At 66.2% G+C, this 13,180-nt stretch carries 14 protein-coding genes and 1 pseudogene; 6 read left to right on the top strand and 9 right to left on the bottom strand.

What is annotated here, in order from left to right:
• Positions 1–362: 362 nt before the first annotated feature.
• The 5 genes from VFZ09_RS37600 to VFZ09_RS37620 form a co-directional block, all read right to left on the bottom strand.
• Positions 363–2,093, bottom strand: a complete 1,731-nt coding sequence (locus tag VFZ09_RS37600) for a hypothetical protein (protein WP_329732596.1) — start codon at positions 2,091–2,093, stop codon at positions 363–365.
• A 43-nt stretch (positions 2,094–2,136) separates the two neighbouring features.
• Positions 2,137–2,454, bottom strand: coding sequence for a hypothetical protein (locus VFZ09_RS37605; RefSeq protein ID WP_329732597.1), 318 nt, complete (start codon positions 2,452–2,454; stop codon positions 2,137–2,139).
• A gap of 603 nt (positions 2,455–3,057) precedes the next feature.
• On the bottom strand, positions 3,058–3,306 hold the full coding sequence (locus VFZ09_RS37610; RefSeq protein ID WP_329732598.1) for a hypothetical protein: 249 nt from the start codon (positions 3,304–3,306) through the stop codon (positions 3,058–3,060).
• Positions 3,307–3,647: 341 nt separating this feature from the next.
• On the bottom strand, positions 3,648–4,346 hold the full coding sequence (locus tag VFZ09_RS37615; protein ID WP_329732599.1) for a hypothetical protein: 699 nt from the start codon (positions 4,344–4,346) through the stop codon (positions 3,648–3,650).
• A complete protein-coding gene (locus tag VFZ09_RS37620) occupies positions 4,334–4,564 on the bottom strand; it encodes a hypothetical protein (RefSeq protein ID WP_329732600.1) in 231 nt (76 codons plus the stop codon). Before VFZ09_RS37620 ends, VFZ09_RS37615 begins: the two co-directional genes overlap by 13 nt.
• 705 nt (positions 4,565–5,269) lie before the next feature.
• On the opposite strand from VFZ09_RS37620, the gene VFZ09_RS37625 reads away from it, so the two are divergent.
• Entirely contained in the window at positions 5,270–5,590 is a 321-nt protein-coding gene (locus VFZ09_RS37625) for an NAD(P)-binding oxidoreductase (RefSeq protein ID WP_329732695.1), read from the top strand.
• 49 nt (positions 5,591–5,639) lie between these two features.
• Here VFZ09_RS37625 and VFZ09_RS37630 read toward each other — a convergent pair whose 3' ends face one another.
• Both VFZ09_RS37630 and VFZ09_RS37635 read right to left on the bottom strand, forming a co-directional pair.
• The gene (locus VFZ09_RS37630; protein ID WP_329732601.1) at positions 5,640–6,542 is read right to left on the bottom strand and encodes a LysR family transcriptional regulator; all 903 of its coding nucleotides are present in this window, start codon (positions 6,540–6,542) and stop codon (positions 5,640–5,642) included.
• Between the two features lie 51 nt (positions 6,543–6,593).
• Entirely contained in the window at positions 6,594–7,148 is a 555-nt protein-coding gene (locus VFZ09_RS37635; RefSeq protein ID WP_329732602.1) for a hypothetical protein, read from the bottom strand.
• Between the two features lie 653 nt (positions 7,149–7,801).
• Here VFZ09_RS37635 and VFZ09_RS37640 point away from each other — a divergent pair.
• The 4 genes and pseudogenes from VFZ09_RS37640 to VFZ09_RS37655 all read left to right on the top strand — a co-directional run.
• On the top strand, positions 7,802–8,182 hold the full coding sequence (locus VFZ09_RS37640; RefSeq protein ID WP_329732603.1) for a hypothetical protein: 381 nt from the start codon (positions 7,802–7,804) through the stop codon (positions 8,180–8,182).
• Positions 8,179–9,666, top strand: coding sequence for an IS21 family transposase (istA, locus tag VFZ09_RS37645; RefSeq protein ID WP_329732604.1), 1,488 nt, complete (start codon positions 8,179–8,181; stop codon positions 9,664–9,666). Before VFZ09_RS37640 ends, istA begins: the two co-directional genes overlap by 4 nt.
• The gene (gene istB / locus VFZ09_RS37650) at positions 9,638–10,429 is read left to right on the top strand and encodes an IS21-like element helper ATPase IstB (protein ID WP_329732605.1); all 792 of its coding nucleotides are present in this window, start codon (positions 9,638–9,640) and stop codon (positions 10,427–10,429) included. Before istA ends, istB begins: the two co-directional genes overlap by 29 nt.
• 304 nt (positions 10,430–10,733) lie before the next feature.
• Positions 10,734–11,021: pseudogene (locus VFZ09_RS37655) on the top strand (tyrosine-type recombinase/integrase); the annotation flags it as partial.
• Between the two features lie 34 nt (positions 11,022–11,055).
• Here VFZ09_RS37655 and VFZ09_RS37660 read toward each other — a convergent pair.
• Positions 11,056–11,838, bottom strand: coding sequence for a hypothetical protein (locus tag VFZ09_RS37660; protein WP_329732606.1), 783 nt, complete (start codon positions 11,836–11,838; stop codon positions 11,056–11,058).
• Positions 11,839–12,045: 207 nt separating this feature from the next.
• On the opposite strand from VFZ09_RS37660, the gene VFZ09_RS37665 reads away from it, so the two are divergent.
• Positions 12,046–12,471 (top strand): transposase, encoded by a 426-nt coding sequence (locus VFZ09_RS37665; RefSeq protein WP_329732607.1) that lies wholly within the window; start codon positions 12,046–12,048, stop codon positions 12,469–12,471.
• A 29-nt stretch (positions 12,472–12,500) separates the two neighbouring features.
• On the opposite strand, the gene VFZ09_RS37670 is transcribed toward VFZ09_RS37665, so the two are convergent.
• Positions 12,501–13,163 carry a hypothetical protein gene (locus tag VFZ09_RS37670; protein ID WP_329732608.1) on the bottom strand — a complete coding sequence of 221 codons (663 nt, stop codon included), beginning with the start codon at positions 13,161–13,163 and terminating at the stop codon, positions 12,501–12,503.
• Positions 13,164–13,180: the final 17 nt, after the last annotated feature.

Consider the following 13,180-nt stretch of genomic DNA (forward strand, 5'->3'; position numbering starts at 1 on the left):
CTCGTCAGCCAGCCTGGGCACCACGGCGTAGTAGTAGGCGAGCCCGGGGATCCTCCCGAACAAGACGGAGGAGCGGAAGGGGTCCTCCTCTTCACGAAATGCCTCGGTCCCCAGTACGACTCCATTCAACTGATCATTGACCTGGTCGAGGAAGAGTTGCCCCCCGAATTCCCCGCCGAAAATAGCCCCGCCAAGACGCCTGTAGACGGCCGCGAGCACGGGATCAAAAGGGTGGCCCGCTACGAGCTCTCCAGCCGAGGGAGGCGCGCGCCCCGGCGGCAGGGTCTCCATGTGCAGCCCGTGCTTCCGGTACACCTCCATCAGCCGGTCGAGCCCATGCAGTGCGATATCAGCAGTCATGCTCATTTCATGAGGAGGTCTACCAGCACCTTGACTTCGTCGAGTGCATCCGCCTCGGCCTTGGCGAGTGCGGATGCGGAGCGGCTCGCTTCATAACGTTGGTTGAACCAGCGACCAAAGTGCCGGTCGACGATGGCAGCCACTTTCCGCACATCTTCCGCAGTGGCCTTGCCTTTTGCCCGCCGGAATGCCGTCCAAATGTTGTTGATCTTTTGATGAACGGACTTGTGCACTCCCCAAAGGTTCTCTTTGGCGTTGATGTTCAACCGCACGAAGAGATGGGCGTACTCAATTGGAACGCGATGATGCACGGGATAGAGATTTGCCCGATCATCGAGCAGGAGCTTCGCCAGATTGGGATGTAATTTCTCGTAGAAGTCGTCGTGCGCCATCCGCCTGAGTTCGTTGCTCTCATAACGGTCAAGTTTCGTACCGAGGAGCTTCTCGAAGCGGGCCATGAGCTTGCGCAACTGCTCCTTCTCCGCGGCTGACAGCCCCTGCGTCTGGGCCTTCGTCCACAAGCGATGGAACTGTTCCCGCTCCGTTGGACGTACCCGGGCGAGGAAGGAACGCAACCAAGCCACGGCCTCCGAGCCACCCCGGGCCAGGATGGGGGCCAGTCTGGGCGCCACCGCCTCGAAGAGCGTGATGCCGCCTCGTAACGCGAGACTGCTGATGAACCAGGTGGCGAGGAACTCGGTGCTGGTGACCCCAGCTTGCAGGAAGGCGGCCTGGGTCTCCTCCCTCCACTCGCGGAGGATGCGCTCGTAGAGCGCGTAGTGCTCGGCGACGAGGTCGGGCGAGGAGCGTGACTCCGGGCGTAGCGTCTCGGCCTCCATCACTCGCCAGCGCGCATGCCGCTCCGCCCGGTGATGCTCTGCCTGCAGCGTCAACCGGACCGTGCGCGGTCCAATACCGTGGGTGAACGGCAGGAGCGCCTGAGTGATTTGCGCGGCCAGTTCCGGCGAGGGCTCTCGGACGGGCGGGCCGCCATGGGACTCGTAGCGTGCGGTCGTCGCGCCTAGGACTCGGTCATCATCCAACAGGACATCCGCCAACACTGTGGCATTGCCCCCATTGGGGACCCGCAGCCCCTTGGCCAGCTGGATGGCCACGGCATGTGCCTGGGCGAGAGTGTCCGCCGTCACGCCCGAGCGCCGCACAGGCAATGTCCTGGCCTCCAGTGGCTTGGAACCCTCGGCGGTGGTGACGGACCGTAGGCTCCAGCCCCGCTGTTCTTGGAGCAGGGTGAAGACAACCTCTCCCGTGCGAGCCCTCACGTAGGTGGGCAGGTAGACTTCGAAATCCCGGACGAATGAATCCACCTTGCCCGTGAAGCCAGCTTCTCCGGCACTGCGCTTCCAGGACAGCAGTGTCAGCACGCCGTCCTGTGCCCAGAACCGGAAGACCAGCTCGGCGCCGGCTTCCTCCACGTGGCTGGCCACTCCGCGCATGCCCGACAGGGCCGCCGTGGCCTCAGCCCGGCGTGCTTCTTCGTCCGTTTCCGCGTCGCGTGTCTCCCATGAGGGATGCAGGGCCCTTCCAATCTCCTTCGCTGGAAGGTCCTCCTCGGGCTCGAGGTCATCCATCGCTCCCGTCGTTGCACAGGCTTGGAGCACCAGGGCCAGGATGCATACCCACCACGCGAGCTCAACGCCGATGCATCGAGCGGCGCTGGCCGTGTTGTAGCCGTAGTCGGCAGGGCGCAGCGCTGCGAATGTCTCCTGACTCATGGCGCTTGGAATAGAGGGGACGGAGCCGATGAGTGATTCTCCATCAGGCCGACTTCACCCGGGCGAGCCAGTCCTGGAACTCGTCCCCCAGGTTCATGATGAAGTCGAAGCGGCCGGTGACGATCATCTCGACCAGCCGCCGGTCACGGGCGATGAGTTCGGGCACGCTATCCGGGAACTCAACGTCTCGCTTACCACCCGAGCGGAAGCCCTCGTCCTCCACGAGCAGGTCGATATAGCGCGAGAGGGTGTCGAAGAATCGGTCCACGTCCGAGGCGATGGGCAAGGCGTACCTATCCATGTAGGTCTCGAAGTAGATGACCGGTTGGCGGCCCTGCTCGTCGGCCAACTTCGGCACCACGGCGTAATACGAGGCAAGCGCGGGAATGGACCCGAAGGCGACGGAGGAGTGGAAGGGCTCTTCTCCGTCGCGTAGCTCTTCGGTTTCCCGTTCGACTCCATTTACCTGGTCATCGACCCGGTTGAGAAAAAGCACCCCATCGTGTTTCCCTCCTAGCAGGGCTCCTCCAAGACGCCTGTAGACAGTCGCGAGAATGGGATCGAAAGGGTGCCCCGCCACCAGTGACCCAGCGGCAGGAGGAGAGTGTCCTGGTGGCAGGGTCTTCATGGGTAAGCCGTGCTTCCGGCAAACATCCATCAGTCGATCGAGTCCGGGCAATGGAACATCGGCATTCATACTCAAGCTCATGTGGGAATCAGATCCCGTTTGCGCAACAGCGCAGTTCAGATCGGGTTTCTTCACGTCCCGTTCAGGGGAGCCCTAGATGGAGCACGCAGCTACGTATCATAACGGAAGTCAGTTATATTATATCTAGACCTGTTCGCCATCAGAGGTCGGAGCGAGCATCTCCGAGTGAAGGCCCTGCCAAGAGATTGTCGAACAGGGTGTGTCATATGGCTTGACCGGAACATTCAACTGACTTCCGTTATCAATTCTGACTTTCTACGCTTCGGATAATCTACCAAAGGACTCCATGTCGACCCGGAAGACGAGACCCCAGTTATACGTGCCTCCGTTCCAGTTACCGTAGTTGTGGACGCCAATTTGGGTCGTAGAGGACGCCAGGAGCTTGATGATGCGCTCGTGACCGGCCGTTCGGAGAAGCGCGAAGAGGTTGGTCAGGAACTGTGCCGGCGCAATGGGGAACCTCTCCATTTTCGTTTCGGCCGACGCTGCTACAACCTTCATCATTGCTCCGCTCCCCGCTGAGGTTGAGAAGTCAGGCCCTACAGGGCTTGCTCGGCTCCGTCGCAATCGATCCGAGTCCCTTGAGTCAACTCCATAGGTTGAAAAGCCTGAAGCGGCAAGTAACCTCCGGGCATCGCTCAGAGGACTCGAACAGCCGGGTCGTGCGTGAGACGGTAGATGCCGCGATGCCTGCGCCGCAGGGGCCCTGCTTCACACGGTGGGTCAGGAGCGGCAGCGAGTAGCCGGCCTCCTGCGCCTGCATGCACGGATGTTGAACCCGATTGAACATTCGTGTACGGGGGGAAGACCCTCACCCCGTCCCTCTCCCGAGGGGAGAGGGGGGTCTACGCGCCCCAGTACCAGGACCACTTCACCATCAGCGCGTCGTTGGCCGCTCCCGCCAGCAGCCCCCTCGGCATCAGCGTGTGCGGCGGCCTCACGCCGTCCGCCACCGGGAAGCGCTGCTGCCCGTGCGTGTACACCACGTACAGCGTCGAGCCCAGCCGGTACTCCCAGCGCAGCACCATGTTCAGCTTCAGCGCCACGTCGTGGAAGTCCTCCGTGTTCTCCCGCTCCACCGGCACCAGGCTGGCGAAGCGGATGGGCGTGCGGGACGCGTCGGACACTCCCTCGTAATACGTGCCGTACGCCCCGTAGGCGGTGAAGAGCTGCGCGTAGGCCTGCAGCGTCAGCCTCGGCGTCACCACCCACTGCTGCCGCAGCGTCAGCGACATCGAGTCCGGCAGCAGCGGGCTCAGCAGGAAGCGGTTATCTCCCAGGTCCTCGATGAGGCGCGGGCCGAAGGAGACGCGGTCCAGGAACACCTCCAGCCGCGTCTCCAGCGCCGGGTGGGGCCGCACCGTCCCATACAGGTTCACCTGCCCTTCCCACGCTGGCGCCACCGGGCCCGACTGGAAGCGGTGGGACGCCGCCACGTAGCCTCCCATGGACGCCATCCGGTTCGCGTTGGTCTCCAGGATGAGCGCCAGGAAGGCCGTGCTCCTGTTCTCCAGCGGTACGCCCGTGCCGTTCAGCTCGCGCACGTCCAGCCGCCGACGTTCACGCCCGTCTCCACCCCGACGAAGTCGAAGCTCGGCAGCTGCGCGACCGTGTTGAAATTGAACCAGCTCCCCCGGTTGAGGGCCCAGCCATCCGTCGGAGTATAGGCGGGATAGGAGCCCTGTTGCGGGCGACAGCCGGGGTAGGTGGTCGGCCAGGAGGGCCGCGCGACACGCCGTGGACAGTGCAGGAGGGTCCCCATGGGGGACTGCACGTCGCGCTCCAGGCGCACCTCTCCCCTGCGCGGACGACCGGTCGCCTCGGGCTCCGCGAGAGGGGGCGTCCCTGCGCTGTGAGTTACTCCCAGAGCTCCAGCTGCGGTGGCCCCCGGGCCGGAGCCAGGACAGCTGGGGACTCAGGCAGCTGAAGGTGGCGGAGAATGCGCCGGATGACGGCGCCCTGCGTGAGGTGGGCCAGCACTCGCCGCCTGCCCCCGCAGCTTGGGCAGGAGAAGACATCCACCGCGAACGTCCTGCGGAGCAACCCGGCCCAGTCCGGCCTCGGGACGCGCTGCCGCTTCCTGCACGTACTCCCTGCTCCCGCTCCTCCCGCTGCTGCTTCGTCCTCGCCCGGCGCCGCCGCCGTGGGGACCAGAAATGGCCGCAGTGTCGCCCCTGGGGCGAAGACGCCATGCAAGCGCGTCAAGTTTGTCCTGGGCGGGGGCGTATAGGCGGAATGGGGGCGGTGTGGAGGGAGAGGGCTGGAGCCGAGGGGGCGAGGAGGGCTGCTGACGGGTGCCACGAGGGCTGGGGGCCGGGCTGGTGCAGACACGGTGCAGCTCCCTGGGGCACACGCCGGCCCGGTGGCCTCCCCAGGGGGTGGCAGCAGGGGCGTGGGCGTCTTTGGCGGCGTGACTGCTCGCGGCTCAACACCACACCAGCGACAGGATCTGTCGCCCACCCCGGTGATGTCCGAGGGGACGGCGAGCATCATCGCCGCGATGAAGGCCGGGGGCGTGAGCCGCCTGCTGGTCATCACCTCGGGCATGGTCACCCCCACGGGCACGGAGCCCCTGTTCTTCCGCTTCATCGGCCGTCATCTGCTCCGCCACGTGCATGCGGACCACCTGCGGCTCGAGGAGCACGTGAAGGCGAGCGGGCTGGACTGGACGATCGTCCGCCCGCCGCGGCTGCTGGATGGACCGGCCCGGGGGGCTACCGCCTCGCTCGCGACGCGGGCGTGCCCGGTGGCAGTGAGCTCACCCGTGCCGACCTGGCGCGCTTCATGATCGCGCAAGCCGCCGAGCGCGCATCCCCGCGCTGTGGCGTGGCCATCGGCTATCGAGGCGCCTGGACCGCACCGTGGCGGGCCAGTTTCTCCACGAGAAAATCGACGAAGGCGCGGACCTTGGGTGCCAGGTCCCGTTGGCTGGGGAAGAGGGCGTGCATTTCGGCCGCGGGCAGGCTCCAGCCCGGGAGAAGCGGGCGCAACCGGCCGGCGCGCAGATCCTCCGCGCAAAGGAACTCCGGCACCCAGCCGAGCCCCGTGCCGCCCAGCACCACCCTGTATACCATGCCTGGATCGTTGACGCCCAGGCGGGGGGTGAGGGTGACGTCCACCTGCTGGCCCGCGGGGCCGGAGAGCCGCCAGGTGCGGCTGCCCTCCAAGGGCACCACATCCGCCACCTCGTGCGCGGCCAGTTCCAGGGGCTCCTGGGGTGTTCCCCGGCGGCGCAGGTAGGCCGGGCTCGCGCACAGCACGAAGCGCGCCTCCCCCAGCCGGCGGGAGATGAAGGAGGAGTCGGCCAGGCGCCCCGCGCGGATGGTCACGTCCACCCCCTCCTCCACCAGGTCCACCCGCCGGTTGGTCACCTCCAGCGCCACGCGCAGCTCCGGGTAGCGCTGGAGGAACTCGGCCAGCAGGGGCCCGAGGAAGAAGTGGCCGAAGGTGGCGGGCACGCTCACCCGCAGCAGCCCCCGGGGAGCCCCTTGCAACTGACTCACCGCCGCCTCCGCGGCTTCCACGTCCTCGAGGATGCGCAGGCAGTGGCGGTGGAAGACGGTGCCTGTGTCCGTCAGCCCCAGTCCTCGCGTGGAGCGCTGGATCAGCCTCGCCCCCAGCGCCTCCTCCAGCCGGGCCACGTTGCGGCTGATGGTGGACTTGGGCAGGCCCAGCTTCCGGGCCGCGCCGGAGATGCTGCGCAGCTCCACCACCCGGGCAAACACGCGGACGTCATTCAAGTCGAGCACCCCTCCAGCATTCCAGAGGCTGGAGCGCGGCGTCCACCCGGCTCAGAAGCGGTAGCCCACGCTGAGGATGGGCAGTGGCTGGAGGCGCAGCGGCTCGAAGTCATTCGTGCCCACCGTGGTGTTGCCCCCCACCTTGGCGTGCAACTCCAGTCCGAGGCCCGGCGAGACGACGAGGTGGGAGAAGAACACCCACGTATAGGTGACCTTGGGGATGAAGACGAGCGCCTGGTACTGGGCCCGTCCGGGGGCGGTGTCCTGGGTGATCTGGAAGTTGGAGTAGACGACGTTGGCGCCGAGGCCCAGGCCCGTCCCATCCTCCTGGAACTGGTAATTGCCCTCCAACCAGAAGGCGGGGGAGACGGTGACGTTCCAGCCCTCGTTGGCGTTGCCCGGGCTCTGGTCGACGAAGAAGTCCGGGAAGGAGAAGAAGTAGAAACCCCCTCCAAACTTGACGTGGCCCACCTGGTGGAGGGCCCCCACGCTCACACCCCGGAAGGCCAGGGCCAGTGGCTGGGTTTCAATGTGTGTCTGTGCATGGGCCGTCCCGGCGGTGGCGAGGAAGACGAGCAGGAGGGCGGACTTGAAGAAGCAGGACATGGGGGAGGGCTCCAGGAGACAGAAGGTGTCAGGGTTCGGCGAAGAAGCCGAGCAGTTGTTCCGCCAGGGCGTGCGGGTTCTCGTCTGTAGACGGCAGCGAAGATCCGACGGAATTTGACGGTCGGGTCGAGAATTCGACCGGAGTGGTAGGGGGACGTACACCACCTGAGCAGTAGCGGGCGGCCATAAAAGAGAGGGCCCGGGTCTGTGCCACCCGAGCCCTCCGGAGTGTTGCGGTCGGCTGGCGGCATGAGTGCCGCCGCTGCGCAGCTCCGTCAAGTTCCTGCCCGTCCGCTCGGAGTGTGCGGACGTGGAGCTTCTTCTCGAGGAGCGTTGCTCCTGGTGCCTGAGGGTCTTCTTCCTGTGCCCCTCCTGCTATCGGGGCCAGTCCTACTGCGGCCCGGAGTGCCGCGAGGCCGGCCGCCAGCGAGTGGTGCGTGCCGCCCGGGCCCGCCACCAGCGCAGCGAGGAGGGGCGGTTGGACCACCGCGACCGGCAACGCGCCTACAGGCGGCGGCTGAGCCAACGTACCAAGTATAGCGTGACGGATCCACCTTCGCGGTCTCCTCCGGCTGCTGTGGAGTGCGCGGCGCCGAGCGAGCCGGGCGCATCGATGGGCGGTGCATGCGAGCGAGCCGGCGTGGAGATTGAGCATGGATTGCCCCTCGCTGCTGATGTGGCCCTCGGCCACGCAGACGCGCCTTTTGCTGACGCACGGCCCGGAGGAGAAGCTGAGGGCGGTGCTGCCCCCGTTGACGCACCTGCGCCACGGCCGGACGGTGACGACGCTGCTGGAAGGACTGGCGCTGTGGATGGACTGTCCGGTGCGCGTTGTGCTGTGTGCCAACGCCACGGCCGTTTCGTACTGGCTGGGATTGACCGACGCACGTGGCGTGGGCATGCGCGGCCTCTTCTACGACGTGCAGCTCGTCGCGCCACGGGACAAGCGCATGGCCGGCGAGGTGCACGGCCTGGGTGACTTCGAGGACATGCACGCGCTGAGACAGGCGCAGTCAGCGGGAGGGTTGCCGTGACGGTGGACACGCAGGTGGAGGCGGAGGTGCGCCGGCTGTACTACGCCGAGCACTGGAAGGTAGGCACCATCGCCAGCCAGCTCGAGGTGCACGGGGACGTGGTGCGCCGGGTGTTGGGATTGATGGAGGGGCGCGGGCCGTCACGACAGGAGAGGCCGCGGCTGGTGGAGCCGTATACGGACTTCATCACCGAGACGTTGGCGCGCTACCCGAAGCTGCGAGCCACGAGGCTGTACGACATGCTCAGGGGCAGAGGGTACGAGGGCAGCGTCCGGACGGTGCGCGAGTACGTGGCCGGGGTGCGCCCGCGGCCCACGCGGGAGGCCTTCCTGAGGGTGGAGCCGTTGCCGGGCGAGCAGTCGCAGGTGGACTGGGCCTACGTGGGAAAGGTGAAGGTGCCCGGCGGGGAGAGGGCGCTGTGGCTGTTCGTCCAGGTGCTGGCCTGGTCGCGCGGCATGTGGGGCGAGTTTGTCTTCGACATGGGAGCCCACTCGCTGGTGCGCTCGCTGGTGAGAGCGGCGGGCTGCTTTGGAGGCACCAGCCGGCAATGGCTGTTCGACAACCCCAAGGCGGTGGTACTGGAGAGGTATGGGGACGCGGTGCGCTTCCACCCGCTGCTGCTGGAGGTGGCGGGGCACTACCGGGTGCAGCCGAGGGTGTGCGCGGTACGTAAAGCCAACCAGAAGGGCAAGGTGGAGCGGGCCATCCGCTACCTGCGCGAGCGCTTCCTGGCGGGCCGTAGCGTGCACTCGGTGGAGCAGGGCAACCAGGAGCTGTGGGCCTTCCTTCAGGAGGTGGCCCATGCGCGCCCCCACCCCACGCAGCCCGGGCGCACCGTGGCCGAGTGCCTGGCCGAGGAGAAGCAACGCCTGCTGCCGCTTCCACCAACACCGGCCAGCACCGACAGGGTGGAGCCGGTGAGCGTGGATGCAACCGCCTTCATCCGCCTGGACACCAACAGCTACTCCGTGCCCCCACGCTACGCCAGCACCAGCCTCACCCTGGTGGCCGATGACACCTGCGTGCGTCTGCTGGACGGCGCCCAGGAGGTGGCCCGCCATGCCCGCTGCTGGGGCCGGCGCCAGCTGGTGGAAGCCCCCGAGCACCGCGAAGCCCTCCTGGCCCTCAAGCGCCATGCACGTGAGCCCAAGGGCCAGGACAGGCTGCGCGCCTGCGTGCCCGGCGTGGAGGCTCTCTTCACCCGCTGGGTGGAGGCCGGCCGCAACGTGGGCAGCCTCACCGCCCGCACCTTGCGGCTGCTGGACACCTACGGCCCCTCCCTGTTGGCCGACGCCGTCGCCGAGGTGCTCCAGCGCGGCACTCATGACCCGGGCGCCCTGGCCGCCGTGTGCGAGCAGCGCCGCCTCGCCCTGCGCCAGCCCCTTCCCCTCGAAGTCCACCTCGGCAGCCATGTCCCTGACCGGGACGTGCTGCCTCACTCCCTGGAGTCTTACGATGAGTGCACCACCCGTCGACGTGATTGACAGACTGCGCGCCCTCGGATTGCGCGCCACCCCCGAGGCCTTGCGCTCCCTGCTGGAGAGCTCCACCCGCGACCGGGCCTCACCCACCCAGGTGTGCGAGCGCCTGGTGGAACTGGAGCACCGGGCCCGCGATGCCACCAACCTCGACCGCCGCACCCGCGTCGCCACCCTGGGCACCCTCTGTCCCCTGGACCGCTTCGATTGGAATCACCCGCGCAGCATCGACAAGCCTCTCTACGAGCGGCTGCTCACACTCGACTTCCTCCAGCACGGACACAACGTGCTGCTGCGCGGCCAGAGTGGCGTGGGCAAGACGATGCTGGCACAGAACCTCGGCCTCACCGCCCTCCAGCAGGGCTACACCGTGCGTTTCACCACCCTGGCGGGCGCGCTGGCCGACCTGCTCAAACAGGAGTCACTCCCCGCGCTCGACAGGCGGTTACGCCGCTACCTCCAGCCAGACCTGCTGATTCTCGACGAGCTGGGCTACCTGCCGTGTGACAGCCGCTCTGGAGACCTGCTCTACAACATCATCAGCCAGCGGCATGAAAAACGCGCGACGGTCATAACCACCAACTTGTCATTCAAGCAATGGGGGACTGTCTTCCCAGGTGCGGCGTGCGTCGCGGCCCTGGTGGACCGCTTCGTCCAGCACTGCCACGTGCTGGACATCGACGCGGACTCCTGGAGGCAGAAGCACGCGGGCCATGACCCGCAGCCGACACCTCCGGCCCCCACGCGCAAGCGCGCCAAATCCGCTTGAGCGCCCAGCCCCCATGACGCCCCCGCCCCCGGTCGCCCCAACGACCGGGGGTTTTGTCGTCTTGGGGGGCGGGGAGCTCGGCCGACCCGACCGTCAAATTCCGTCGGATCTTCGCTGCCGTCTACAGTGGCTACGCGAGAACCTACGTGGGCTCGGGCGTTCCGGCCTCGGAGCATCCGCTTGCGAATGGCTGGTTCTCCCGCTGCATGAACTGCGCGAGCAAGGAGACCCGCGTCATCTACGCAAGCTCTGCGACGCACTTCGGAAGCGCTGAGACCTCGCAGTGGAATGAGTGCTGGTACGAATGCCTCGAGTGCGGAAAATTCAATTACCATCAGACCAACTACGAGTTCTGACGGCGCGGCGCCCGGCGTGCTACGCGGATAGGAAGAACAAACCGGGGTCAGAGAGTACCGCTGCGGCCCGCGCTTCACCACCGAAGGGCAGTCGAGTGGGGGCAGGACTCCGTGAGGTGGGCTGCTGGCACACGCTCCGCCACGCGTTCGCCAGCCACTTGGTGATGAAGGGCATGACGCTCAAAGCAGCACAGGAACTGCTGGGTCACGCCACCATCGACATGATGATGAAGTACGCGCACCTGAGCCCGGACGCGCGCCGGGAGGCGATCAATGTTCTGGTGAGAGCCGCGAGGCCGCCCGCTCGAGGTCACCGATGCCTGCCTGACTGGAAGGCCCCTTCGACAGGAACGCGACCGGCAGCTGCAAAGACGTCCCAATGGCCCACGCGCCCACGGCCCACCGCGTACCCGCCTCGGCCCCGAAATCGCGCACCTTGAACTCTGCGCCGCGGCCCCAGAAGCGCTTCATGGTCGCGGAGCCTCCAGCCGGGGGGCAATACCCCATGATGAGGACGCGGGGCAGCTGGTGCTTCTCCACGAGCAGGCGGACAAGCGGACGCAGCAACTCGTCGGACTCCCGCTTGAGGAGATCAATCGCCCGTGCGCGCTCCTCCGGCGTTCGTTCAGAGGCATCGAAGACCGTGTCGAACTTGCCGGCCGTCGGCAGGGGCGACACGTCGAGGTGCACGCACCGTCGTCCCGTCCCGTACACGCCGCCGTAGGAGACCTCTCCGCCCGAAGCCGCCCGAACGATGCGCTCAGCCTTGTCGAACCAGGTGCGGTACGGACGCGTGAAGTACCCAGTCTGCCGGTCCCAGTGACTCTTGGCATCGTCCGATTTCGGCACGAAGCCCTCGGTCACCTCTCGGTCACTCGGATTCAGGCCAATCGTCACGAGATGGACCGGCGCCTCATCGGCTGGAAGCCCGAACCCGATGATGGGCGGCAATGCCGTGTTCTTGAACCAAGGGGCCAGCGAGGGGTCGGAGAGATAGTGCTGCCGCCGTTCCAGAGCAGCGCTGAACAGCACCTGGAAGACCTCGAATTTCACGCGAGTGTCCTTTCACCAAGCAAAACCCAGAAAGCCTAAGTCAGGACCTACCCCATCCCGCCACCCCCTGGAACTCCTCCCGACGCATTCGAGTCGGAGCCCGGTGCGGAAAGGCTCGCCGAGACATCCCGGGCAGGCCGGCGAATACCCGAGGTGCTCCACAAGCTCGGCCAACTCCGGCGCTAGTGGACTGTCCACGAAGTCCTGGTGAAACTGGAGGTCCACACCGGACAGATGCGCGGCTGGTGTCTGGAGCGCAATGACTCAGCCAGCCTGCGAGCCGTCCTACCCGAGTTGCTCGAGGAGTACAGGCATTCACCACGCATCCACCTCATCTGGGACAACGGCTCCAGCCATGTCTGCCGACAAACGCTCGATTTCCTGCGGCACAACTACCCTCATGTCCGGGTGCTCTTCACCCCAGCGCATGCCTCCTGGCTCAATCAGGCTGAACTGCTGCTGCGTACCTTCGGAGCCCACTACTTGCAGCGGGGAGATTGGGCCAGCCGCTCCGAGTTCATTGCCCACCTCGAAGCGAGCTGGCCCGAGTACAACCGGCTCTACGCCCATCCATTTACCTGGTCGTGGACCCGTCCCAAGATGCACGAGTGGGTGGATCGGCACCCGTCCTGATTTTGTCCAATAACTTCGTGGACAGTCCACTAGTAATTGCAGCCACCTCCCTTGGTGAAGGGTCCTCCGTTGACGCTGCCATCCCGCGCGCAGATGTAGTACGTCTGATTCTTGTTCACGAAGATATAGCGAGTGACATTGGCGGAATCGACATACTGATAGGTGCCGCTGAAGTAGGGGTTGTACAGGATGTGCGTGATGAGCGGGGGGCACGCATCACCGGCAACGGATTGGGAGAGCGACCTGGGGCTGTCCAAGCAGACGGTGCGATTGCCCGCGCTGTCGATGACCATCGGATAGGCCTTCACCTGGAAGTTGTGCGAGCCGCAGGTGATGCCCGAGGCGCTGAAGGACCAGGAACCCGAGCCGGTGCAGGAAGACGTCCCGCCCGAGGCGTTGCAGCGATCTTCCGAGCTGCGCAGGACGCCATCGACATAGTACTCCAGCCGGACGGCATTGGCGGGGTTGGCCACCGCCCAGTCCCCGCTCCCGGCCATCTCTCCCTGATACGTGCTGATGCCCGCGAGGCTGAGCGTCGTGACGCTCACGCCAGAGCACAGGGCCGACGTGGTGGTGCCCTGGGGCCCATCGGCCGGAGTCAGCTCCGCGTCGGGAACACCGCCACAAGCGAGAAGCATCAAACCGGACAGCACGGCGCCAAGGGAAATACCAGTCGTCTTCCGTGATTTCATGATTACCTCGCGAGGAT

This window comes from Archangium sp. (genome assembly GCF_036277355.1).
Taxonomy (GTDB): domain Bacteria; phylum Myxococcota; class Myxococcia; order Myxococcales; family Myxococcaceae; genus Archangium.